Source organism: Clostridium sp. 1001271B_151109_B4 (genome assembly GCF_015670405.1).
GTDB lineage: Bacteria > Bacillota > Clostridia > Clostridiales > Clostridiaceae > Clostridium.
This window is the reverse complement of the sequence record NZ_JADPBQ010000001.1, coordinates 236,955-261,374: the sequence shown is the minus strand read 5'-3', so window position 1 is coordinate 261,374 and position 24,420 is coordinate 236,955. Positions and strand designations below refer to the sequence as shown.

Below are 24,420 nucleotides of genomic sequence, written 5' to 3'. Positions count from 1 at the left end.
TGTATCAATTTAGAGTTAGGAGATAAAAATAAGTGTTTAATAAAGAGTTATGGGAAAAGTGTGTAAAATTTCATGGACATGAATGTCCAGGCTTAGCAATAGGTTTTAGAGCATGTAATATAGCCCAAGAAAAGATGAATTTTAAATTTTCAAAAGATGAAGAAATAGTATGTATAACAGAAAATGATGCTTGTGGAATAGATGCTATACAAGTAATTACAGGGTGTACTTTAGGAAAAGGAAATCTAATTTATAGAGGAACAGGTAAAATGGCCTTTAGCTTTTATGATAGAAAAAATGAAAAAAGTATAAGAATAATTTTAAAGGAGTTTGAATTTAAAGGAAATAGGAAAGATAAGGAGATTTATATTTTAAATGGACCAGAAGAAGTCTTATTTGATATAAAGAAAACCAAAATAATCATCCCTGAATGTGCCCGCTCTTTTGCCTCTATAAAATGTGAGAATTGTGGTGAAATGGCACCAGAACATAAAATAAGATTTCAAAAAGGCAAAAAAGTATGTTTAGATTGTTATGATGATTATTCAAGAGGATGGTAATAAGAACAATACCATAAGCACTATTATGCTATATGGTATTGTTTTTTAGCCTAAAGTTTTATATTTATTAAAAGATATTATCTATAATCTTTTCTTTAGGGTTAACTATTAAGTTCATTTGCAAGTACTTGACCTTTTATTACAGGGAGAGTTCTTTTGGCAATTAGTGAACTTACAATGCATGAAGCAATATCACCTGGAATAAATAAAAGACAACAATATAACATTACAGCACTAGCTGTGATTGGAGAATTTAGGTAATAATTTGAAATTAAATAATAATAAATCATACCTATAATATATACAATTGTTAATCCACCAAGGCTTGCAAATATTAGTCTTTTAAGAGATGGATTCTTATCTTTATGTGCAATATATCCAGTAAAATATGTGCCTATTAAGAAGCCTATTAAATAACCAAAGGTTGGTTGGAAAATATAACTTGGTCCACCACCTTGAGTAAATACAGGAATACCTATTAAACCTATAAGTAAATAAATCCCTACAGAAATAGCTCCAAGTCTAGGTCCTAATAAAAGGCCAGCTAGGGTAGTAAATAAAACTTGTAGAGTAAATGGCACTACAGGTATTGGAATTTTAATAAAAGCACCAACAGCAATTAATGCAGCAAAAAGTGAACATAAAATAAGTGATTTCGTTGATAATTTATTCATTTAATTTAACCTCCTAATAGTTACTTCACCAGAATTTAAAACTTTTATAGAACCATCATCATGTTTAACAACTAAAGAACCATCATTATTTATATCAATAGCTTTACCAACTGATGAAACACCAGCACTTATATAGACAATTTCATTATTTAAAATAATACTTCTTTTCTTATATTCAGATATAAAGTCATAACTTTTAATTTGAGGAATCATACTTAGGATATTATTTACTGTTTCTGCACAAAGAATATTTCTATTGATATTTCCATTGTTATTACTAAATAATGAAGAGGCTATTGTTTCAAGTTCTTTAGGGAAACTTTCTTTAGGCTTATTAAAGTTAAGTCCTATTCCTAAAATTAAATAATCAATAGTTCCACTTTCAAAATTAGTAGAAGCCTCTGTTAATATTCCTCCTACTTTTTTATTGTTTAAGTAAATATCGTTTATCCATTTTATTTGACATTCTATTCCGGTTACTTTTTGAATTGCATTACATATAGCAACAGAAGCAGATGTTGTTATTAAAACTGAATCCATTGCAGTTAAATTAGGTCTAAGTATAATGCTCATATAAATTCCAGTATTAGCTGGTGAATAAAATACTCGACCAAGCCTACCTTTACCTGCACTTTGTTCTTCGGAAATTATAACCGTACCATGTTTAGCACCATTTAAAGCTAAAGTTTTTGCAACATCATTAGTAGAAGAGACTAATTTGTAAGTATAGATATCAATGTTTGAATATTCATTATTTAAATATAAAGAAATACCTTCTTTAGAAATAAAATCTGTATTTGTTGCTAGGGAATAACCTTTATTAGTAACAGCATTTATTGTATAGCCTTCACTTCTAAGTGCATTAATTGCTTTCCATATGGAAGTTCTCGAAATATTAAGTTTTTTAGCAATTTCCTCACCAGAAATATTTTTACCTTTATTTTCTTCTAAAATTTTTAAAACTTTTCCTTTTATTAACATAATTACCTCCATAGAAAGTATTATATTGGAGACAAAATAGTTTGTCAATCAAAATATATTAAATGGTTAACAATTAAAGGTAATATTAAATTAGTCTTCTCAAATGTTTGACATTTACAAAATAGAGGAATATAATACATTAAAAGTATAAAAAAATCCTATGAAGAGGAAGAGTAATTAAATTTAGGTTCAATAAAGAGAGCTAGGAGTGGTGGAAGCTTAGCAAGAAAGAATTTAATGAATGGACCTTTGAGGAACAAGGTGAAATTAAAGTTTTAAGAGTATCTTAGTGGTGAACTGCACCTTACAGCAGTTAAAGTATGTTAGTACTTTATTTAAAGTGGTATAAATTTTATTTATACAATTTAGGTGGCAACACGGATAATAACTTCGTCCTATTAGTTATAGGATGAAGTTTTTTTTTATTTTTACAATTATTATTGAATCATGATAAGTCTAGAAATTTTAAATAGGTCACTAGAGAAAATATATAAAATAAGGAGTGAAAATGATGAAAAAAGAAATAATTTTAACTGGAGATAGACCAACAGGAAAACTTCATATAGGACATTATATAGGGTCATTAAAGAATAGAGTTAATTTGCAAAATAGTGATTTATATAATAGTTATATAATGATAGCTGATCAACAAGCATTAACTGACAATGCACGAAATCCTGAAAAAATACGAAAAAGCCTAATAGAGGTTGCATTGGATTATTTGGCTGTAGGAATAAATCCATCAAAATCTACTATTTTTGTTCAATCACAAATTCCAGAATTAAATGAGCTTACAATGCATTATTTAAATTTAGTTACAGTTGCAAGGTTAGAAAGGAATCCAACAGTTAAAAGTGAAATAAAAGAAAGAAATTTTAATATGAGTATTCCGGCTGGGTTTATGATTTATCCTGTCAGCCAAGCAGCAGATATTACAGCATTTAAAGCAAATATAGTACCAGTAGGTGAAGACCAACTCCCTATGATAGAGCAAACAAGAGAAATAGTAAGAACTTTTAATAATATTTATAAAGAAGAGGTTTTAGTAGAGCCAAGTGCCATTTTACCTAAGATGGGCTTAGGAAGATTACCTGGTATTGATGGAAAAGCAAAAATGAGCAAATCATTAAATAATGCAATTTATCTTAGTGATGAACCAGATGTAATAAAAAAGAAAGTAATGTCAATGTATACTGATCCTAATCATATTAGAGTAGAAAATCCAGGAAATATAGAAAATAATACTGTTTTTATATATTTAGATGCATTTTGTAAAGAAATAGATAAATTACAAGAAATGAAAATGCATTATCAAATCGGGGGACTTGGTGATGTAAAAGTAAAAAAATATTTAAATGAAATAATTCAAGCTGAACTTGAGCCAATTAGAGCTAGAAGAAAAGAATATGAGAAAAATTTAGATTATGTATATGATGTACTAAAAGAAGGAAGTAATAATGCAAGAAAAATAGCATCTAACACATTAAGAGATGTAAGAAATGCCATAGGAATTGAGTATTTTAAATAAGTTATTGAAATAATTAGACCACCTATGGTCTAATTATTTTTGTATTCTATGAATATAATATTTTTGAGGAACCTTCTACCAAATCGCTTGTAAGTTTTGCCATATATTCTATACTTTCTTGTTTATTAGTATTTATCCAATCTTGAATTAATCCTATGATTCCATAAAAAACAAAAGAGTAATAGTAGTCATATTTTTTTGGGTCAGTATTAGGATATAATTTATTCCAAACATATATACATAGCCTTTTCATAATTCCCTTAATTTTTTCTATAAAAATAGAATCCGCATTAATATGAGGACCTAAGAAAATTGATAATAGCTCACTATTCTTATCAATAAACTCTAATATATCCTTCATCAGTGAATATGGTTCATCAGGATTGGTACAAGATGAATTATGAAATAATATAACATTTTCAAATTCTACTAGTAATTGCTCCTTGATGTTGCCTAGCATATCAAAGATATCTTTATAATGTAAATAAAAAGTCTTTCTATTTATGTCAGCTAAGTCTGTAAGTTCTTTAACAGTAATTTGATTAATATTTTTATCTTTTATTAATATCATTAAAGATTCATTTAGTTTTAGTTTTGTTTTTCGTACTCGTCTATCCATATAAAAGCTCCATTCAAATAAAAATATTTACATAATATAACAATTTATACTTTTTATATATTTTAAAGATAACTTAATTATTATTCAACTCTTAATTTATCAAAACATAAGTTTATAAAATACTTTTAACAAAACCGTAATAAATTAATACACAATTTATACTCGATGTGTGTATTATACCACAGTGATTTGCTTTATTGGTAATTGTAGTGTGGGTATTTCATAAATATACTTAAACCGAATGATAATTAGTTAGAGGTGAGACGCAGTATGGAAAGTTTTTTTAGACAAATTATTAAACATAAAAAAACTGTAATTTTTACATTTGGAATTTCGCTAGTTTTATGTTTTATTTGCAGTAAATTTGTATCAGTTAATTACGATATGAATGATTATCTTCCAGATGATTCTAAGTCTACAATATCTTTAGATATTATGGAAGATCAATTTGAAGGTGGAATACCTAATGCAAGGGTAATGGTATCTAATATTACTATACCAGAAGCTTTAGAAATTAAAGATAAATTATTAAATATTGATGGTGTACAAGATGTTACATGGTTAGATGATGTTGTTAATATAACAGAACCTATTGAAACTTTAGATAGAGAAACGGTTCAAGATTATTACAAGGATCAAGCAGCGTTATTTACAGTTATTGTTGATCAAAATAAAAGAATTGAAGTAGTAAATGAAATAAGAAATTTAATCGGTGATGATAATGCAATGGCAGGTTCAGTTGTTAATACCGTAGTTGCAACAGAAGCTACTTCTAAAGAAGTTAGTCAAATTATAATATTTATAATACCAATATGTTTGATTGTATTAGCAGTTACAACAACTTCCTGGTTTGAACCAATATTGTTTATGTTAACTATAGGTGTAGCAATAATGATAAATCAAGGAACTAATCTTTTATTTGGAGAGATTTCCTTTGTAACAAATGCAGCCGGAAATGTATTACAGTTGGCAGTATCTATGGATTATGCAATTTTCTTATTACACAAATTTACAGAGTTTAGATTGCAGGGGTTAGAACCAGAAGAAGCAATGGTACAAGCATCTGTCAAAAGTGTTGGATCAATCTTTTCAAGTGGGATAACAACAGTTATTGGATTTGCAGCCTTAATATTAATGAGATTTAAAATTGGTCCAGATATGGGAATAGTAATGGCAAAAGCCATAGCTCTAAGCTTAGTTACTGTGATAGTTTTACTTCCTGTACTTACAATGTATTGTTACAAGATTATTGATAAAACTGAACATAAGTTATTAATACCTAAATTTGATAAATTTGCAAATTATGTTAGAAAAATAATGATACCTTTAGTTATTATTTTTTTAATTGTAATGGTGCCATCTTATTTAGCACAGACAAAAAATACTTTTAATTATGGATCTTCAAAAATATTTGATGAAAGTACTAAGTTAGGTAGTGATACAAAGCTAATAGAAGATACTTTTGGTAAATCTAATTCATTAGTTATTATGGTCCCGAAAGGTGATTTTGCAACAGAAAAGGAGTTAAGTAATGAACTAAAAGAAATAGAACAAGTTAGTTCAATAATTTCATATGTAGATAATGCTGGAGTTGAAATACCAACACAATATGTAGATGAAAGCATATTAAGCAACTTAATCTCAGAAAAATATAGTCGTATGGTGATAAATGTAAAGATGGATTATGAGGGAGAAGAAAGCTTTAAAATTATAGAAAAAATAAAAGATATAGTAAGTGAGCATTATGGTGACAACTATTATCTTGCAGGAGAAAGTGTAAGTACTTATGACTTAATGGACGTAATAACGTCTGATAATATTAGGGTTAACCTTATTGCAATTGGAGCGGTATTTTTAGTGCTATTAATAGCTTTCAAATCCATTTTATTACCTGCTATTTTAGTTTTAGCTATTGAAACAGCAATCTGGATAAACTTAGGGATACCATATTTTATAGGAAGTAGCTTACATTATATAGCCTATTTAATTATTAGTACTGTCCAATTAGGAGCAACTGTCGATTATGCAATATTATTATCAAATACTTATGTTGATAATAGAAGGATATATCTAAAAAAAGAAGCTTTATTAAAAACTATTTCATCAGTAACATTATCAATACTCACATCTGCTACAATACTTACAATTGCAGGATTATTATTAGGGGTTATATCTACTCATGGAATTATAAAACAATTGGGAGTTTTGATAGCCAGGGGAACTGTTTTATCAACAATAATAGTACTATTTGTTGTACCAGGACTTTTATATATTTTTGATAAACCAATACAAAAGACAATGTATAAATCAAATTTTAAAAATAAAAGCAAAATTGAAATAAAAAATAAAAATAAAGCAGTAAATAGCTAGTTTAAGGGAGAATGATTTACTATGAAAAAAAGTAAAAATAAAATTATAATGATAGTTTTAACAGCAACAATAATTAGTAATACTATGGTTCCAATATCTACTTTGGCAGAATCAAATACAATTTTAAAGAGCCAAAATTATGTAGCTGAAAGTCAAGGGAAAGAGGAAGTTATTTATATTAATTTAGATGGTAACGGTGAAGTTAGTAGTGCTTATGCAGTAAATATTTTCGATAGCCAAAACATTTTAGATTATGGCGATTATAGTGAAATCAGAAATATGAATACTAATGATACTTTATCATATGACAATGGGGAAATAACTGGAAACAGTAGTATTGATAAACTTTATTATGAAGGTACTTTAAAAGAAGTTGAAATTCCATGGAATATAAATATAAAGTATTATTTAGACGGTAAGGAGATAAGTTCTAATGACTTAGCAGGAAAAAGTGGAACTTTAGAAATAAAAATTTCAATAACAGACAATGAAAAGTGCAATAGTACATTTTTTGAAAATTATGCGCTACAAACTACTATTACATTAGATACTGAAAAGTGTAATAATATTGAAGCTGAAGGGGCTACAATAGCAAATGTAGGAAGTGAAAAACAGATTTCTCATATTATTTTACCAAACAAAGGAAAAGAAATTAGTATAAAAGCTGATGTTAATGATTTTGAAATGGCTTCAATGACTATAAATGGTGTTAAATTAGGATTAAGTGTAGATGTAGATACTAATAGTTTATTAGATAGAGTAAATGAATTGACAGATGCAATAGAAAAATTAGATTCAGGAGCAATTTCTGTTAATGATGGAAGCACAGAATTAAATAATGGGACTTATGATTTATCCAATGGAATGAATAGTCTCAGTACTGGAGTGAATTCTTTAAATGATGGTATTATAACTGTATATAAAGGACTTCAAGAATTAAATAGCAATTCAAAAAATTTAACAAGTGGATCAAAGGAAGTTTTAGATGCATTAAATGAAATAGGATCTGCATTAAATAATATTAATATATCTAATGAAAGTATAAGTGAATTAGTTTCAGCATCTTCTGATGTTCAAACCGGAATTAATGAATTAGTTTCAGCAATTACATTGTTACAAGGAAATACAAATTATGAAGCTTATAAATCTATTATGAATGCTAATGGATTAGATATTGATTATCTTCAAAGTAATAATGCTAGTGCTATAGAAAATATGAAATCACAAATATCAGTTCTTACTGAAGCAAGAGATAATTTATTAGTAGCAGGGGTACAAGCAGATGATAGTCAAATTATACAAATTCAAACTCAAATAGAGATGTATAATCAAATTATAACTTTACTTCAAGGAAATATGGCATCGATTAGTGGAACAGAAAGTTATTTAAATAGTGTTTCAGATGGAATAGGGCAAGTATTAGGTGGTGCAACTGAATTACAAACTAAATATACTGAATTTAATAATGCAATTCAAGGTTTATCTGCATTATTAAATGATATGATATATAATATGTCAAACCTATCTACAGCAATAAATACATTAATATCAGAATATAATAAATTAGATGTAGGAATTAATGAATATACAAATGGAGTAGCAACATTGCTGCAAGGATATTCTCAGCTTGTAGAAGGATCAACAAATTTAGTAAACGGAACATCTACTTTAAAAAGTGGAGCTGAAAAATTAAGTTCAGGTGTTGCAGAATTAAAAGATGGAACTATGGAATTATCAAAGGGAACAACAGAATTAAATGATAAGACAGCAAATCTTGATACAGAAATAACAGATGAAATTGATAAAATGGTTGATGATTTAGATGGAACAAGTGATGAAATAGTATCATTTACTTCTGAAAAAAATACAAATGTGAAATCAGTACAATTTGTAATTAAGACGCCAGAAATAAAAAAAGTAACTATAGAAGTTTCAAAGGATGAAGAAAAAAGTCCTACTTTATGGGAAAGAATAATAAATTTATTTAAATAAAATATAGGTCTTCAAGGTAATTAAATCTTACCTTGAAGGCCTATATTTTTTTCAAATAAGTGACATTACAAAGAGAAAATTATATAATAAATTTATAAGTCAAATGAAAAGGGAGGATTTAAAATGGGCTTAAGAAAAGAAAAGGCAATTGAATTACACAAGAATAGATATACTTGTTCACAAGCAGTAGCATGTGCATTTTGTGATCTTGTTGATGTTGATGAGTCTACTATGAAAGATATGGTTAGAAGATATAGTGGAGGAGCTTATAAACTATGTGGAGCTGTAATGGGAGCATACGTTATAGTTAATTATTTAAAAGGAAATGTAAATCCAGATAATCCTGCTGAGCCAATAAAGGATGATGTAAAGTTATTAAATGAAATAGAAAAAAGATTTAAGGAAAAAAATTCATCTGTAGTGTGCAAAGAATTAAAAGGAATAGGTACAGGAAATGTACTACGTTCATGTAGAGGTTGTGTAGAAGATGCAGCTGAAATTCTTGAAGAATTAATTGATGAAAAAAATAATTAATGTTTATAAAATAGAAAATATAATTATTTTTTATAACACACCTAGTTTGATTTTGTTAAGCTAGGTGTATTTGTATATTTAGATAAAATAGATTTATAGTAGCAATAATAGAAAATTTTCATATAATAATGTTATTCAATATTTGTATAGTTGGAGATAATAAATATGTAAAAATTAAAAAATAATAGAGAACTTTTTGTATAATGTATAAGTCTAATTAATATAAGAAATAATTTGGCAATATATTATGAGGTGTAAAGGAATTGTGGAAGAAGTTAATTTTATCAGAAAAGGATTATGAATATTTAACTAAAGGACTAACTGCTGGTGTTGGGCTTGGAATTATTATAGGCTCAATAGCAGAAAATATAATATTATTCTTTGCACTTGGAGGAGTTTTAGGAATTATAGGTGCAACTATTTTTTCAACTATAAAAAAGTTTAAGCTTAAGCATAAATCTTAGAGACTATTAGTATTATTATTATAAAAATATATATAGTTATACGTTAGATTTAATTAATTACAAGAGGAGTGGGCAGTGCCGATTCCTTTTTTTTGTTTTAATTATAATAATTTTATAATGATATTATATACAAATTCAATTTAATTAATTTTTCTATTTCCATATAGAGCATTTATATTATATTGTAAATAATGCTAATAAATTGTATAATTATTCTAAAACATTTAGAAGTAAAGGCAGGAAAGCAAATGAATAGGGGCAATTTAATTGAAATTTTAAAAAAGAAAATAGTAGTTCTTGATGGAGCTATGGGAACAAGTATACAAAATTATAATTTAAATGAAAAAGACTTTAGAGGGGATTTACTAAAGGATTTTCATAAAGATCAAAAAGGTAATAATGATATATTATCTATAACAAAGCCAGAAATCATAAAGGAAATACACAGAAGCTTCTTAGAGGCAGGTTCAGATATGATTGAAACTAACTCATTTAACTCAACAAGTATTTCTCAAGAGGATTACGATTTAGCACACTTAGTTTATGATTTAAATTATCATTCAGCTAAAATAGCAAGAGAAGTTGCAGATGAATTCACAGCAATGAATCCTAATAGACCAAGGTTTGTTGCAGGATCTGTTGGACCAACTAATAAAACTGCTTCATTATCACCAGATGTTGAAAATCCTGGTTATAGAAATATTACATTTGATGATTTAGTTAATTCTTATAGTGAACAAATTGGGGCATTAGTAGATGGTGGAGTAGATTGTTTATTAATAGAAACTGTTTTTGATACATTAAACTGTAGAGCAGCAATAGTTGCGGCAAACAATGTATATAAGTTAAAAGGATTTACTTTACCAATAATGATTTCAGGTACATTAACAGACAAATCAGGAAGAACATTAGCAGGGCAAAAATTAGAAGCTTTTGCTCAATCAGTTAGAAATGAAAATGTAATTTCTATAGGGTTAAACTGTTCCTTTGGCGGTGCAGATTTAATACCTTTTATTAAAGAATTAGCTGATACACAGGATTTATATATATCATGTTATCCTAATGCTGGATTACCTAATGTTTTAGGTGAGTATGATGAAATTCCAAGCATAACAGCAAAATATATTAAAGAATTAGCAAGTGAAAAAAAGGTTAATATAGTAGGTGGATGTTGTGGAACTACAGCAGAACATATCAAAGCAATTGCAGAAGTAGTTGAAGGTGTAGAGCCAAGAGCTATTCCTAATATTAAAAAAGAAAGTATTTATTGTGGACTTGAAATTGTAAGAAGCAATAAAGAAAATAATTTTATAAATATAGGTGAAAGAACTAATGTTGCAGGTTCTGCAAAATTTGCAAGACTAATAAGAGAAAAGAAATATGAAGAAGCCTTATCTATTGCAAAGGACCAAGTAGAAAATGGAGCTCAAATTATAGATGTTAATTTTGATGATGGTTTATTAGAGAGTGATAAAGAAATGGAATATTTCTTAAGACTTATAGCTTCAGAACCAGATATAGCTTCAAGACCTATAATGATTGATTCATCAAGATGGGAAGTAGTTGAAGCAGGTCTTAGAAGTATTCAAGGTAAACCAATAGTAAATTCAATTTCATTAAAAAATGGTGAAGAAGAGTTTTTAAAGCATGCTAAGGTTGTTAGGGACTTTGGTGCTGCAGTTGTAGTAATGGCTTTTGATGAAAATGGCCAAGCTGATACTTATGAAAGAAAAATATCTATTTGTAAAAGAGCTTATGATTTATTAGTAAATAAATTAAATTTCCCACCAGAAGATATAATTTTTGATCCTAATATTTTAGCTATAGCAACTGGTATTGAAGAGCATGATAATTATGCAGTTGATTATATTAATGCAACCAAATGGATTAAAGAAAACTTACCATATGCTAAAGTTTCAGGTGGAGTATCAAATTTATCCTTCTCATTTAGGGGAAATAATACAATAAGAGAAGCTATGCACTCTGTATTTTTATATCATGCAATTGAGGCAGGAATGGATATGGGAATTGTAAATCCAGGAATGATTCAAATTTATGATGATATACCTAAGGAGTTATTAAGATTAGTTGAAGATGTTGTATTAAATAAACATAAAGATGCAGCTGAAAGATTATTAGATAAAGCTGAAGATTATAAAGCTGGTAATGTTGTTAATAATAAAAATAAAAATATATGGAGAGAAAATACTTTAAATGATAGATTAAGTTATGCTTTGGTTAAAGGTATAACAGAGTATTTAGAAGAAGATTTAAAAGAAGCAATAAAAGAATATCCTAAGCCTTTAAGTATAATTGAAGGTCCACTAATGAATGGAATGACTAGAGTAGGAACGTTATTTGGTGAAGGAAAAATGTTCTTACCACAAGTTGTAAAGTCAGCACGTGTTATGAAAAAAGCGGTATCATATTTACTTCCATATATTGAAAAGGATAAAAAACAAGGAGAAACTTCAAGTGCTGGAAAAATTCTTTTAGCAACTGTAAAAGGTGATGTTCATGATATAGGTAAAAATATTGTAGGGGTTGTTCTTGCTTGCAATAACTTTGAAATAATAGATTTAGGAGTAATGGTTCCATGTGAAGAAATACTAGATAAAGCTATTAAAGAAAATGTTGATATAATTGGATTAAGTGGACTTATAACTCCATCTTTAGATGAAATGTGTCATATTGCTACTGAAATGGAAAAGAGAAAAATGAATATTCCTTTGATTATTGGTGGAGCTACTACTTCAAAAGCACATACAGCGCTTAAAATTGATCCTAATTATAGTGGTTCAGTTATTTATGGATATGATGCATCTAAAACAGTTGAAATATCAAAGAATTTATTAAGTAGTAATAAAAATGAATATATTAAAGCTATTAAAGAAGAGTATGAAGAAGTTAGGAATAATTATAATAAATATGAAAGCAAGATGATTTCTTTAGAAAAGGCAAAAGAAAATAGTTTCAAGATTGACTGGACTACTAGAGAAATTTCTAAGCCAAACTTTATAGGAATAAAAGAAGTTATGGATTATACTGTATCAGATTTAAGACCATATATTGATTGGACATTTTTCTTTATAGCATGGGAAATGAAAAAGTTATATCCAGATATATTAGAAGATTCGGTTTATGGAAAAGAGGCTAAAAAGATTTTTAATGATGCTAATAAAATGTTAGATTTCATAGAAGAAAATAATATTATTGATATTAAAGGTGTTTTTGGAATTTTTGAAGCTAATTCTAATGGAGATAATATAGAGGTTTATAATAAAGATAAATCAGAAACAACTATATTTAATTTATTTAGAGAACAAAGAGAAAAAAGTAAGGGTGAATATTTATGCCTTTCAGATTTCATTGCACCCAAAGAAAGTGGTAAGGATGATTATTTAGGTGGATTCATTGTAACTGCAGGATTAGGTGCACATGAGTATGCTAAAAAACTTGAATCAGAAGGTGATTCTTATAATGCAATTATATTAAAGCTTGTTTGTGATAGATTGGCAGAAGCATTTGCTGAAAAGCTTCATGAAGACATTAGAAAAAAACATTGGGGATATGATCCAGACGAAAACTTATCTATGAAAGAAATATTTAAAGCAAGCTATAGAGGAATAAGACCTGCATTTGGTTACCCATCACTTATCGATCAAAGTCAAATGAAAAAATTATTTAATATTTTGGATGGAGAAAAAGTAACTGGTGTTAAGCTTACTGAAAGTTATATGATGGATCCAGTATCATCTGTTTGTGGATTATATTTTGCTTCAGAAGATTCTAGATATTTTAACTCTAACTATATAGATAAAGATCAAGCATCAGACTATGCAAAAAGATGTGGAGTGACACTAGAAGAGTTAGAAAAATCATTACCTAATATATTAAGCTATAAGTAAAGTATATTTAATAAACTGAGGGTAGATAATAACCTTCAGTTTATTTATTTTGTTTTGATTAAACTAGTTATTCTGATATTACTTCTTCAGATCCAATTTATCTTGCTAATAGTATTATGAGATTAGCATAAGAGTTTAACTTTAATATTTTTGGTGGGTGTTGTGGTACAGATAATATATATTTAAAGGAAATAGCAAAAAGAATAAGATAAATATTTTAATAAAAAATCCAGTATACAATTAATATGCTGGATTTTTTTGTATTAAGTAAAAATATTATTTTTATTGACATCAAATATAAAGAGGAATATCATTTAATCATAAATCTATTTACAATTATGGAATATAATTCAATCTAATAGAAAAGTTAAATCTAATCTAAAAGAGAGTAATTAATGGTTTTGCTAAAGATATATAAGCGCCCCTATAAGTTTATATATTTTATTAAGCTAGCTTTCTTTTATTAGAAGCTAGCTTTTTTATCGTATTAATAAGGGGATGAGAATTTTGAAAAAAATAGCTGTAATAAGTGCAATATTAGAAGAGCCGAAAGAATGTCAAGAAAGATTCAATAATGTAGTTTCAAGCTTTAGAGGAAGTATAAAGGGAAGAATGGGTATTCCTTTTGAAGAAGGAATATCAGTAATAAGTATTACTGTAACAGGAACATTAGAAGAAATAAATAGTTTAACTGGAAAGCTAGGAAATATACAAGGCGTTGTAGTGAAAACAGCAATTGCTAAAAGGGAGATTTAATAAAAGGTATGGGTGTTATAGAAATTATAGACAAGCTATATAATACAAATACTGCAACTAGAGAAGAACTTAATTATTTATTAGATAATTTAACAATAAGAGATAAAGAGTATTTAATAGAAAAGTCTCATGAAATAGCTTTAAATAATTATGGTAATAATGTCTATATTAGAGGGCTTATAGAATTTACAAATTACTGTAGTAGAGATTGTAAATACTGTGGTATTAGGAAATCAAATAATAAAGCAGATAGATATAGGCTTAGTATTGAACAAATATTAGAATGTGCAGAGCTTGGAGAGAAATTAGGATATAAGACATTTGTACTTCAAGGTGGTGAGGATCCATATTTTACTGATGAAATAATGGTTGAGATAATTAAAAAGATAAAAGAAAAATATCCATATAATGCAATTACTTTATCTTTAGGTGAACGTTCATATGAATCATATGAAAGGATGTTTAAAGCTGGTGCAGATAGATATTTATTAAGACATGAGACAGCAAGTAAAGAATTATATGAATCTTTACATCCAAATTCTAGCTTTGAAAATAGAAGAATGTGCCTTGAAAATTTAAAGAAGATTGGTTATCAAATAGGGGCTGGATTTATGGTAGGTCTTCCAAACCAGACAAATAATGATTTAGTTAATGATTTGTTATATTTAAAAGAATTAAATCCACATATGTGCGGAATAGGTCCATTTATTCCTCATCAAGATACACCTCTTTATAATGAAAAATGTGGAACATTAGAAAAAACTACTACAATGCTAGCATTAGTTAGATTAATGTTACCTAAAGTTTTATTACCGGCAACAACAGCACTTGGTAGTATAGATCCTCTTGGTAGAGAAAAAGGATTAAAAGCAGGTGGAAATGTTGTAATGCCAAATCTTTCACCTACAAATGTTAGGGAAAAGTATTCATTGTATGATGGAAAAATATGTACTGGTGATGAAGCAGCAGAATGTAGAGCTTGTATAGAAAAAAGAATTAATAAAGCAGGTTTCAAATTAAATATTAGTAGAGGTGACAGCTTAGTATTATCAGAAGAGGAAATTAATAATATAAATCAAAATATTAAAATAGAAAAAATTATTAAAGAAAATTTAGATAATATAAGTTTAGTAAAAAAAGGGTAGGAGAATAGATTATGTATATTAATCATGAAGAAGTCTGTAAATTATTAGAAGATGGTAAAAATGCTACTAGGGACGATGTTTTAAAAATTTTAGATAAAGCAAGGGGAAAAAAGGGTATTTCTCATAAGGATATTGCAGCTTTATTGCAATTAGAAGATAAAGAATTATTAAATGAAATGTTTAATGTAGCTGGTGAAATAAAAAAATCAATTTATGGAAATAGAGTAGTTTTGTTTGCGCCACTTTATATAAGCGATTATTGTGTTAATAATTGTGTTTATTGTGGTTATAAAAAATGTAATAGTTTTAATAGAAGAAAGCTCACACAAGATGAAATAAGGGAAGAAGTTAAAATATTAGAAAAGATGGGACATAAAAGATTAGCTTTAGAGCTTGGAGAAGATCCTATAAATGCACCAATTGATTATGTTTTAGAAAGTCTTGATACTATTTATAAAACACAAAATGAAAATGGAAATATTAGAAGAGTTAATGTAAATATTGCAGCAACAACAGTTGAAAATTATAAAAAACTTAAAGAAGCTAATATAGGAACTTATATATTATTTCAAGAAACATATCATAAAGCAACATACGAAATTATGCATCCACATTCATTAAAATCAAGTTACGAATATCATTTAAATGCTTTTGATAGAGCAATGGAAGGTGGAATTGAAGATGTTGGTGGGGGAGTTTTATTTGGACTAGCTGATCCTAAATTTGAAGTTTTATCATTAATGATGCACAATGAACATCTTGAAAAAAAATTCGGAGTTGGATTCCATACAATTTCAGTTCCAAGAATAAGGCAAGCTGAAGGTGTTACTTTAGAGAATTTTCCACATCTTTTAAGTGATGAAATGTTTAAAAAGGTAGTAGCAATTATAAGAATTGCAGTACCATTTACAGGAATAATCATGTCTACTAGAGAAGATGAAGAAATGAGAAGAGATGCTCTTAAATTTGGTGTAACCCAAGTAAGTTCTGGTTCTTCAACAGGAGTAGGTGGATATAAGCAAAGAGAAGAAGGAAAAAGTATTGAACAATTTAAGACTTCAGATGAAAGAACACCATTAGAAGTATTAAATTGGTTATTAGATGAGGGATACATTCCAAGTTATTGTACAGCATGTTATAGAAAGGGTAGAACTGGTGAAACTTTTATGGGGTTAGCTAAAAGTGGAGAAATTCAAAATATGTGTGAACCAAATGCGTTAATGACTTTAATGGAATATGCATTAGATTATGGTGATAAAGAAACCTGTGAAAAAGCTGAAAGATTAGTTAATGAGGAAATAATTAAAATTAATAATGAAGCAATAAGAAATTTTGTCATTGAAGGAATAGTAAAATTAAAGGAAGGTAAAAGAGATATTTATATCTAGGAGGAAAGTATGAATAGTACACCAAATGCTAATAGAAAACACATAGCTATATTTGGGAAGACAAATGCAGGCAAGTCATCTTTAATAAATAGTATTTGTGGGCAAGAGATTGCAATTGTATCAGAAACAGCAGGAACAACAACAGATCCAGTATTTAAAGCAATGGAATTAATTCCTCTAGGACCTGTTTTATTTATAGATACAGCCGGTCTTGATGATAAAAGTGAAGTTGGTAAACTTAGAATAAAAAGAACTAAGGAAATGATGAAAAGAACTGATTTTGCTTTATATGTGATGGATATAAACAATATAGATGATAATGATTATAAAGAAATAAAGTTAGAATTTAAAAAATATAACATGCCTTATATGTTGATTATTAACAAAATAGAAGATACCGAAAAATCAAAGCTTGATGAATTAAAAAGTAAATATAAAGAAGCAAAGTTTGTATCTACTTATAGTAAAGAAGGTATTGATGAACTTAAAAATGAATTAGTAGCAAAGCTACAAGATAGTGAAAATGAAATGCCTATAATAGGCAATTTAGTTCCTTATGGAGGAAAGGTCATATTAGTAGTTCCAATAGATTCAGAAGCACCAAAGGGGAGAATTATTCTTCCACAGGTTCAATGTATTAGAGATTGTTTAGATAATGGAATTAAAACATATGTAGTTAGAGATACAGAATTAGCTTCAGCTTTAGAAGATATACAGGATGTTGATTTGGTAGTAACTGATTCTCAGGCATTTAAAAAAGTAAGTGAAATAGTTCCTAAAAATATAAAATTAACAGGTTTTTCAATACTTTTTGCTAATCATAAGGGAGATTTAAAATCATTTGTTACTGGAGCTAGAAAAATAAATGATTTAAATAAAGATTCTAAAATTCTAATTTGTGAAAGTTGTACCCACAATGTATCTCATGAAGATATAGGTAGAATTAAAATTCCAAAACTTCTTAATAAATATGTTGGTACTAAACTTAATTATGAATTTAAAGTTGGTCATGATTTTCCAGAAGATATTAATAAATATGATTTAATAATTCACTGTGGTGGATGTATGATTAATAGAAAAACTATAGTTAATAGAATTGAGATTTGTAATAAAGAAAAAGTAGCCATTACAAATTATGGAGTTGTATTAGCTTACTTAAATGGAATTTTAGATAGAAGCTTAGAAATATTTGAAAACAATTAGTATAAAATAAGGTTGTCTTTTTAAGGCAGCCTTATTTATTTTTGGTATTCTTTTTAAGGAAGATAAAATCTATTAGCGGCTTCTAATAAAAATTTATTATAACTACTATTTTCAATAACAGTTGGGCATGATAATTCAAGTGGACTAATTAAACTTTTAAACCTAATATCATTTAAAAGATGAAGTGATTTATTTAAGCTAATAGCTAATATATCATTAAAATCATAATTGTTAGGAGATATTTCTATAGAATTAATAAGTTCACTTAATATGAGTTGTTAAATTCGGCATAATAGCTCCTTCATATTATACTCTTTTATTGATTTATATGAAAATATATTAAAAATTATTTCTCTTATAAACATAACACTCTTATATAATATACTCGTAAATGAGAATAAAATAAAAAACAAAATGCAAATGAAAACATAAAATAAATATTAAAAATAAATTAGAAAGGAAATAAAGTGATGAGATATGTAATTGTAAGCATTGTAAAAGGTACTGCAGGAGATTTTAATAATAATTTAAGAAAAGATATCTTTAGTAAATATAAAGCTAAATCTTCTAAATTACCTGCACATTTTACAATAAAAGCACCATTTGAATATAACGAAAATATAACTGATTTAGAAAATTGTATAGAAGAAATAAGTAAAAAAGAAAAAGCTACACCTTATAAAATAGATGGATATAATCATTTTGATAATAGAGTAATATATATGGATGTAAATATGTCCAAAGAAGCAAAAAAAGTACATGATGAACTTATAGATAAACTTAGCACTATTTCATATATAGATTTTAAAAATAATGAAGGTAAAGATAAAATTTTTCATGTTACTTTAAGCTCAAAAAAAATACAAAAAATATATAAGCAATTATGGGATTATGTAAATACGATTCCCTGTTGTTTTGATTGTATGTTTGATAATATTTGTATCTATAAATGGCAAAATAATACTTGGGTTTTACACAGAGAATACAAATTAGAAAATTGAATAATTTATAAAACACATATAATCAGAATAGTGTTATATGTGTTTTTAATATCCTAAACATATAAATACTTTTGTATACATACATTATTATAAGAAAAAATTCTGTTTGGGGGAAATGATGAAAAGATTATTAATTATAAAAACTTTAATAGCTGGTATTATAATAATGCTTATTTATACTATTATTTTTAAAACAAATTTGATATTTTCAGAAGCTGAGATTTCAGCTTTTCTTACTTATATGAAAGAAAGAAATAATTTCTTAGGTGCTAGTAATTTTTTTATTTGGATTGTAATTATATCAGCATTAGTTATTACTGCTTTAAATAAAATGAGTAAAGTAAATAAAAAAAGTTAAATATATTTATTTATTTTAATTTTAATGAAAAATATTAAAAAATGAATAATATAATTTTTGTGCAAAGACTAATATAGAAGCATCAGTAAAGCTTGCTTATTAAATAATAGTAAGCTTAAAAGATAATATTGATAAAATATTATAGTAACTTAAAGTTTACAATTTGTTAAGTATTTATAATAAATTGTAGACTTTTCATATTAAAATAAGAAATCTTGCAAATAGAAAGTTTTTCTAGAATGGTATAGATTTAAGGATTTGTTTGTGAATAGTAAGTAGTTAGAAAATTATTGATTTAATAATTTAACTTGTAAAATAATGCATAGATATGCCCAGATTAACTACGGAAAGTCTGTAAATAAGCTTTCGAAAACGTTAACTAAAGCAATTGAAAGCTATTGTTAAATTGATTGAAATTTTTAAAAATAGTTAAGAATATATTAAAAAATATAACTTATATTAACTATATGTTTTGACAAAGAAAAAAAAGCAAGTATAATTAAATTATAAATTAGCAATAAATAATTAAACAGTAAATAATTAGTATTTAATTTACCGGTAAGTAAATTAGCATAGTTTATAATTATGCAAAAATATTAAAAATTGATTTTTAATTAATATAATTCATAATTTTAATGAGATAAATTGCTTAAAGCAATTTATATATATATTACAAAGGGGGCAAATATAAGATGAAAAGTTCAAAACTAAAAAAACTATGCGCTGTTATAATGGCAGCAACAATTAGTACAACATTATTCATTGGCTGTGGAAGCTCAAATAATGGTAGTGCTTCAAGTAAAGGCGATAGTAGTGCCAGTGATACAGTTAAACAAGAATTAGTATTTAATTTAGGAGCTGATCCAGAAACAATTGATCCTACAATTAATACTGCTTCAGAAGCATCAACAGTTATTCTTAATGCTTTTGAATGTATTATGACACTTGATGAAAATGATAATGCAGTAGAAGGTGCTGCTGAAAGTGTTGAAGTATCAGATGATGGTTTGGTATATACTATTAAGTTAAGAAAAGATGGTAAGTGGTCAGATGGGGAACCAGTTGTAGCTGATAACTTTAAGTACTCTTGGGTAAGAGCACTTACTAAAGAAAATGCTGCAGAATATGCTTATCAATTATATTATATTAAAAATGCTGAAAAATACTATAATGGTGAAGTAACTGCTGATGAATTAGGAATTAATGTTATTGATGATTATACTTTAGAAGTAACTTTAGAAGCTCCAACAGCATACTTTCCTCAATTATTAGCATTTCCAACATATGCTCCATTAAGAGAAGATATTGTTAGTGCTGATCCAGAAGGATGGGCTACAAAACCTGAAACTTATGTAACTAATGGTGCATTTAAATTAGTTCAATGGGATATGAAAGATCAATTAGTATTTGAAAAAAATGAAAATTATTGGAATAAGGATAGTATTAAATTAGATAAATTAACTTTTAAGCTTGTAACTGATGACACTACAGCATACTCAGAATTACAAGCAGGAAATTTTGATGTTGTTAACTCTGTTCCAACAAATGAAATTGAACCTGGTAAAGAAGCTGGTTTAGTTCATGTTTCACCTAAATTGGGAACATATTATTTTGGTATTAACGTTGGTAAGCAAGATAATATGGCGGAAGATGTAAAAACAGCATTAAGTAATAAATTAGTAAGACAAGCTATTAATTTAGCTATTGACAGACAAGAAATTATTGACAATGTTGGTAAAGCTGAACAAGTTGCAGCTTATAGCTTTGTACCAGAAGGTATCTATAATCCAGATGGTACTGAATTCGCAGATAAAGAATATTATGATCCTTCTGATATGGATGGAAATATAGAAAAAGCTAAAGAATTATTAAAAGAAGCTGGTTATGAAAATGGTGAAGGTCTTCCTACAATAGAATTAATGTATAACTCAGAAGGTGCTCATAAAGATATCTGCCAAATAGTTCAAGAGAATCTTGCTAAAATTGGAATTAATATAGAATTAGCCAATCAAGAATGGGCTGTATTCTTAAATACTAGACAACAAGGTGGATATGAAATAGCAAGACAAGGTTGGATTGGGGATTATAGTGATCCAATGACATTCTTAGATTTATTTGTAACTGGTGGTGGTAACAATGATTCAGGTTACAGCAATCCAGAATACGATGCATTAATTGAAGCAGCAAAAGTTGAATCAGATCCAGATAAAAGAAAAGAACAATTAAGAGAAGCAGAAGATATCTTAATGGATGATATGCCTATACTTCCAATTTACTACTATACAACTGTTATGGGTTGGAATGAAAATGTTAAGGGTATCCAAGTTTCTGTATTAGGAACAGTTTACCTACAAGGTGCATATATAGAATAGTTAATAGAAAAGATGATTTCTAATTATTAGAAGTCATCTTTTTTACTTTTAAAATATTAAACTAATTATAAAAACTAAAGAAAAAAATCATTATACAATATACATATTTTAACATATATAAACAATTTTTAGTATTTTATAAATATAAAGTGAAATTTGTTTAGGATAAATTTAAAATTAGTAAATGATTACAAATAATATTATGGAGGTGTAAATTATATTAATTACTTGTAATCGTACTAAAATTAAGGGGGATTATAGAATGAGTAAATTTATTAAAAATTTCAAAAAATCTATTATAGCTGGAGTGATTGTATTAGTACACATAATTTCAATGATAACACCTATTACAACATCTGCATCTACAGCAGTAAATGGATTTAAAATTAGGGGAAGTAAATTGTATGATGCAAATGGGAATGAGTTTGTAATGAGAGGAATTAATCATGCACACGCATGGTATAAAGGTCAAGAAAACATAGCAATTCCTGCAATTGCAAATACAGGAGCAAATACAGTAAGAGTTGCACTTGGGGATGGTGAAACTTGGGGGTATGATGATATTAATACTGTAAAAAATATAATTTCTTTATGTGAAGAAAATAAAATGATTGCTGTTTTAGATGTACATGATACTACTGGATTAGATAATTATTCATCATTAGATAATGCAGTAAACTATTGGATTGATATAAAGGATGCAATAATTGGCAAAGAAGATACAGTTATAATTAATATAGCGAATGAATGGTATGGTACTTGGGATGGAGAAGGCTGGTCCAATGGATATAAAAGTGCGATTAAGAAATTAAGAGATGCAGGTATAAAAAATACATTAATGGTTGACTGTGCTGGTTGGGGGCAATATCCAAAATCTGTTCATGATTATGGTAAAGAAGTATTTAATTCTGATCCAGAGAAAAATACTATGTTTTCTATACACATGTATGAATACGCTGGTGGTGACTCAAATACAGTAAAATCAAATATAGATAATGTAATTAATCAAGGTTTAGCTTTATGTATTGGAGAATTTGGTTTAAAGCATACAGATGGTGATGTTGATGAAAATACTATAATGAATTATTCACAAGAAAAATCTGTGGGATATATTGGATGGTCATGGTATGGAAATGGAGACTCATGGAAATACCTAGATATTTCAACTGATTGGTCTGGTAGTTCATTAACAGAATGGGGAAATATTTTATTAAATCATTCAAATGGATTAAAGAATACTTCAAAAATTTGTTCAGTATTTAATGGTTCTACTACAAATAAATTAGTAATAGAAGCTGAAAATGGAGACTTAAATGGCGTGGAAACAAGTACAAGTCGTTCAGGATATTCTGGAAATGGTTATGTAACTGGATTTAATAATAGTTATGATAGTGTAGAAGTCACGTTTAATATTGAAACTCCTGGAGAATACCATATTAACTTACAATATGCTTCAGAATATGGAGATAAGTATACTACTTTATATATAAATAATAATAATTATGGAGATAAATTATTAAGTCAATCATCAAGTTTTACCGATGCATACTTGGAAACAGTATACTTAAATTCAGGAGAAAATAAGGTTAAATTACAAAATAGTTGGGGATATTATGATATAGATAAATTTACACTAACAAAAAAATAATAATATAACTTATGTAAGCGATGAATTTTTAGTTTAATACTGTATTCATCGCTTTTATTAACATTATAGTATAAACATTTTACATAAGTTTAACTGTAAGCTATAGAGAATCATGTTAATATTAAGCAAGAGAGTTTATGATTATAAAATTATTATTTCATTATAAGAGGGGGATGTAAATTGGCATTAGTAGAAAATGTGAATCCATTAGTCATGCAACTTGTAATAATACCTATAATATCAATTGGTAGCGGAGTTTTAGTATCAATTATTAAAAAGAAATTTTATATAGGTCCTATTATAACATTGATATTTAATTTATTAGTAGAAATTTTATTTTTTAATAAATTAAGTAGTTGGATTTTTGTATTTCTAATTTTATCATTAGTTTTTTCATTCATATTTGTAAAAAATGATAAGTATGATAGCGTATAATTTGAAATAAGGGATAAATATTAATATTATCCCTTATTTTTTCGTACTTTTCTAGGAGCACAATTAAATTTGGAAATATTAGCAGAAAGATACGGTAAAAGAAAAGGCCTTTACGGAATTCAAATATTAAATGAGCCTATAACTGAAAAAATGTGAGATTTATTTGATATCCAAAATAGGTATAAGCCAGTTGATGAAGAAATGGCTAAAGGGAATGGTCCTATTCCATTAAAGTTTTTACGTATTTTTTATATTGATGCTTATAGGGTTATGCGTAAGCATATGCCAGAAGATAAAGCTGTAGTATTCCATGATGGCTTTGATTTAAAATCATGGAAAGACTTTATGAGAGAAGAAGAGTTTAAAAATGTAGTTTTAGATACACATCAATATTCAATGGTTATTGATGATAGTCTTTTATTTTATGTCGCAAAAATAATTTTCGTGTGATTGCTTATTTACAAAATTAATTTTTATTGGTATG

At 27.1% G+C, this 24,420-nt stretch carries 20 protein-coding genes and 1 other annotated feature; of the genes, 17 read left to right on the top strand and 3 right to left on the bottom strand.

Features of this window, described 5'->3' with window-relative positions:
• Positions 1-32: 32 nt before the first annotated feature.
• A complete protein-coding gene (locus I4V63_RS01230; protein WP_195999480.1) occupies positions 33-560 on the top strand; it encodes an FmdE family protein in 528 nt (175 codons plus the stop codon).
• Between the two features lie 101 nt (positions 561-661).
• Here I4V63_RS01230 and I4V63_RS01225 read toward each other — a convergent pair whose 3' ends face one another.
• Together I4V63_RS01225 and I4V63_RS01220 are read right to left on the bottom strand one after the other, a co-directional pair.
• Positions 662-1,234 (bottom strand): biotin transporter BioY, encoded by a 573-nt coding sequence (locus I4V63_RS01225; protein ID WP_195999479.1) that lies wholly within the window; start codon positions 1,232-1,234, stop codon positions 662-664.
• A complete protein-coding gene (locus tag I4V63_RS01220) occupies positions 1,235-2,215 on the bottom strand; it encodes a biotin--[acetyl-CoA-carboxylase] ligase (RefSeq protein WP_195999478.1) in 981 nt (326 codons plus the stop codon). It lies immediately after the preceding gene.
• A 151-nt stretch (positions 2,216-2,366) separates the two neighbouring features.
• Positions 2,367-2,616 (top strand) — a binding site (T-box leader).
• A 110-nt stretch (positions 2,617-2,726) separates the two neighbouring features.
• Between I4V63_RS01220 and trpS the strand changes: the two genes are divergently transcribed.
• Positions 2,727-3,743 (top strand): tryptophan--tRNA ligase, encoded by a 1,017-nt coding sequence (gene trpS / locus I4V63_RS01215; protein ID WP_195999545.1) that lies wholly within the window; start codon positions 2,727-2,729, stop codon positions 3,741-3,743.
• Positions 3,744-3,789: 46 nt separating this feature from the next.
• On the opposite strand, the gene I4V63_RS01210 is transcribed toward trpS, so the two are convergent.
• The gene (locus I4V63_RS01210) at positions 3,790-4,362 is read right to left on the bottom strand and encodes a TetR-like C-terminal domain-containing protein (protein ID WP_195999477.1); all 573 of its coding nucleotides are present in this window, start codon (positions 4,360-4,362) and stop codon (positions 3,790-3,792) included.
• 270 nt (positions 4,363-4,632) lie between these two features.
• Between I4V63_RS01210 and I4V63_RS01205 the strand changes: the two genes are divergently transcribed.
• The 15 genes from I4V63_RS01205 to I4V63_RS15880 all read left to right on the top strand — a co-directional run bounded on the left by I4V63_RS01205 (position 4,633) and on the right by I4V63_RS15880 (position 24,386).
• On the top strand, positions 4,633-6,732 hold the full coding sequence (locus I4V63_RS01205) for an MMPL family transporter (protein ID WP_195999476.1): 2,100 nt from the start codon (positions 4,633-4,635) through the stop codon (positions 6,730-6,732).
• Positions 6,733-6,753: 21 nt separating this feature from the next.
• Entirely contained in the window at positions 6,754-8,724 is a 1,971-nt protein-coding gene (locus I4V63_RS01200; protein ID WP_195999475.1) for a hypothetical protein, read from the top strand.
• Positions 8,725-8,847: 123 nt separating this feature from the next.
• Complete coding sequence (locus tag I4V63_RS01195) at positions 8,848-9,258, top strand: C-GCAxxG-C-C family protein (RefSeq protein WP_195999474.1); 411 nt, start codon at positions 8,848-8,850, stop codon at positions 9,256-9,258.
• 263 nt (positions 9,259-9,521) lie between these two features.
• The gene (locus I4V63_RS01190; RefSeq protein ID WP_195999473.1) at positions 9,522-9,722 is read left to right on the top strand and encodes a hypothetical protein; all 201 of its coding nucleotides are present in this window, start codon (positions 9,522-9,524) and stop codon (positions 9,720-9,722) included.
• Positions 9,723-9,970: 248 nt separating this feature from the next.
• Entirely contained in the window at positions 9,971-13,630 is a 3,660-nt protein-coding gene (gene metH, locus I4V63_RS01185) for a methionine synthase (protein ID WP_195999472.1), read from the top strand.
• Between the two features lie 507 nt (positions 13,631-14,137).
• Positions 14,138-14,386, top strand: coding sequence for a TM1266 family iron-only hydrogenase system putative regulator (locus I4V63_RS01180; protein WP_042402670.1), 249 nt, complete (start codon positions 14,138-14,140; stop codon positions 14,384-14,386).
• Between the two features lie 8 nt (positions 14,387-14,394).
• The gene (hydE, locus tag I4V63_RS01175; protein ID WP_195999471.1) at positions 14,395-15,531 is read left to right on the top strand and encodes a [FeFe] hydrogenase H-cluster radical SAM maturase HydE; all 1,137 of its coding nucleotides are present in this window, start codon (positions 14,395-14,397) and stop codon (positions 15,529-15,531) included.
• Between the two features lie 11 nt (positions 15,532-15,542).
• The gene (gene hydG, locus I4V63_RS01170; protein WP_195999470.1) at positions 15,543-16,919 is read left to right on the top strand and encodes a [FeFe] hydrogenase H-cluster radical SAM maturase HydG; all 1,377 of its coding nucleotides are present in this window, start codon (positions 15,543-15,545) and stop codon (positions 16,917-16,919) included.
• A 9-nt stretch (positions 16,920-16,928) separates the two neighbouring features.
• Positions 16,929-18,122, top strand: a complete 1,194-nt coding sequence (gene hydF / locus I4V63_RS01165; protein ID WP_195999469.1) for a [FeFe] hydrogenase H-cluster maturation GTPase HydF — start codon at positions 16,929-16,931, stop codon at positions 18,120-18,122.
• A 470-nt stretch (positions 18,123-18,592) separates the two neighbouring features.
• Positions 18,593-19,123 carry a 2'-5' RNA ligase family protein gene (locus I4V63_RS01160; RefSeq protein ID WP_195999468.1) on the top strand — a complete coding sequence of 177 codons (531 nt, stop codon included), beginning with the start codon at positions 18,593-18,595 and terminating at the stop codon, positions 19,121-19,123.
• Positions 19,124-19,241: 118 nt separating this feature from the next.
• A complete protein-coding gene (locus I4V63_RS01155) occupies positions 19,242-19,481 on the top strand; it encodes a hypothetical protein (protein ID WP_195999467.1) in 240 nt (79 codons plus the stop codon).
• A gap of 692 nt (positions 19,482-20,173) precedes the next feature.
• Positions 20,174-21,853, top strand: a complete 1,680-nt coding sequence (locus tag I4V63_RS01150) for a peptide ABC transporter substrate-binding protein (RefSeq protein ID WP_195999466.1) — start codon at positions 20,174-20,176, stop codon at positions 21,851-21,853.
• Between the two features lie 262 nt (positions 21,854-22,115).
• The gene (locus tag I4V63_RS01145; protein WP_195999465.1) at positions 22,116-23,501 is read left to right on the top strand and encodes a cellulase family glycosylhydrolase; all 1,386 of its coding nucleotides are present in this window, start codon (positions 22,116-22,118) and stop codon (positions 23,499-23,501) included.
• A 180-nt stretch (positions 23,502-23,681) separates the two neighbouring features.
• Positions 23,682-23,936 carry a hypothetical protein gene (locus I4V63_RS01140; RefSeq protein WP_195999464.1) on the top strand — a complete coding sequence of 85 codons (255 nt, stop codon included), beginning with the start codon at positions 23,682-23,684 and terminating at the stop codon, positions 23,934-23,936.
• A 201-nt stretch (positions 23,937-24,137) separates the two neighbouring features.
• Complete coding sequence (locus I4V63_RS15880; RefSeq protein WP_347707703.1) at positions 24,138-24,386, top strand: hypothetical protein; 249 nt, start codon at positions 24,138-24,140, stop codon at positions 24,384-24,386.
• The last annotated feature ends 34 nt before the right edge of the window (positions 24,387-24,420 follow it).

Bases quoted from the DNA above. Each gene is read 5' to 3' on its own strand.
- I4V63_RS01225 (WP_195999479.1), bottom strand. From the start codon at position 1,234: ATGAATAAATTATCAACGAAATCACTTATTTTATGTTCACTTTTTGCT.
- I4V63_RS01220 (WP_195999478.1), bottom strand. From the start codon at position 2,215: ATGTTAATAAAAGGAAAAGTTTTAAAAATTTTAGAAGAAAATAAAGGT.
- trpS (WP_195999545.1), top strand. From the start codon at position 2,727: ATGAAAAAAGAAATAATTTTAACTGGAGATAGACCAACAGGAAAACTT.
- I4V63_RS01210 (WP_195999477.1), bottom strand. From the start codon at position 4,362: ATGGATAGACGAGTACGAAAAACAAAACTAAAACTAAATGAATCTTTA.
- I4V63_RS01205 (WP_195999476.1), top strand. From the start codon at position 4,633: ATGGAAAGTTTTTTTAGACAAATTATTAAACATAAAAAAACTGTAATT.
- I4V63_RS01200 (WP_195999475.1), top strand. From the start codon at position 6,754: ATGAAAAAAAGTAAAAATAAAATTATAATGATAGTTTTAACAGCAACA.
- I4V63_RS01195 (WP_195999474.1), top strand. From the start codon at position 8,848: ATGGGCTTAAGAAAAGAAAAGGCAATTGAATTACACAAGAATAGATAT.
- metH (WP_195999472.1), top strand. From the start codon at position 9,971: ATGAATAGGGGCAATTTAATTGAAATTTTAAAAAAGAAAATAGTAGTT.
- hydE (WP_195999471.1), top strand. From the start codon at position 14,395: ATGGGTGTTATAGAAATTATAGACAAGCTATATAATACAAATACTGCA.
- hydG (WP_195999470.1), top strand. From the start codon at position 15,543: ATGTATATTAATCATGAAGAAGTCTGTAAATTATTAGAAGATGGTAAA.
- hydF (WP_195999469.1), top strand. From the start codon at position 16,929: ATGAATAGTACACCAAATGCTAATAGAAAACACATAGCTATATTTGGG.
- I4V63_RS01160 (WP_195999468.1), top strand. From the start codon at position 18,593: ATGAGATATGTAATTGTAAGCATTGTAAAAGGTACTGCAGGAGATTTT.
- I4V63_RS01155 (WP_195999467.1), top strand. From the start codon at position 19,242: ATGAAAAGATTATTAATTATAAAAACTTTAATAGCTGGTATTATAATA.
- I4V63_RS01150 (WP_195999466.1), top strand. From the start codon at position 20,174: ATGAAAAGTTCAAAACTAAAAAAACTATGCGCTGTTATAATGGCAGCA.
- I4V63_RS01145 (WP_195999465.1), top strand. From the start codon at position 22,116: ATGAGTAAATTTATTAAAAATTTCAAAAAATCTATTATAGCTGGAGTG.
- I4V63_RS15880 (WP_347707703.1), top strand. From the start codon at position 24,138: ATGGCTAAAGGGAATGGTCCTATTCCATTAAAGTTTTTACGTATTTTT.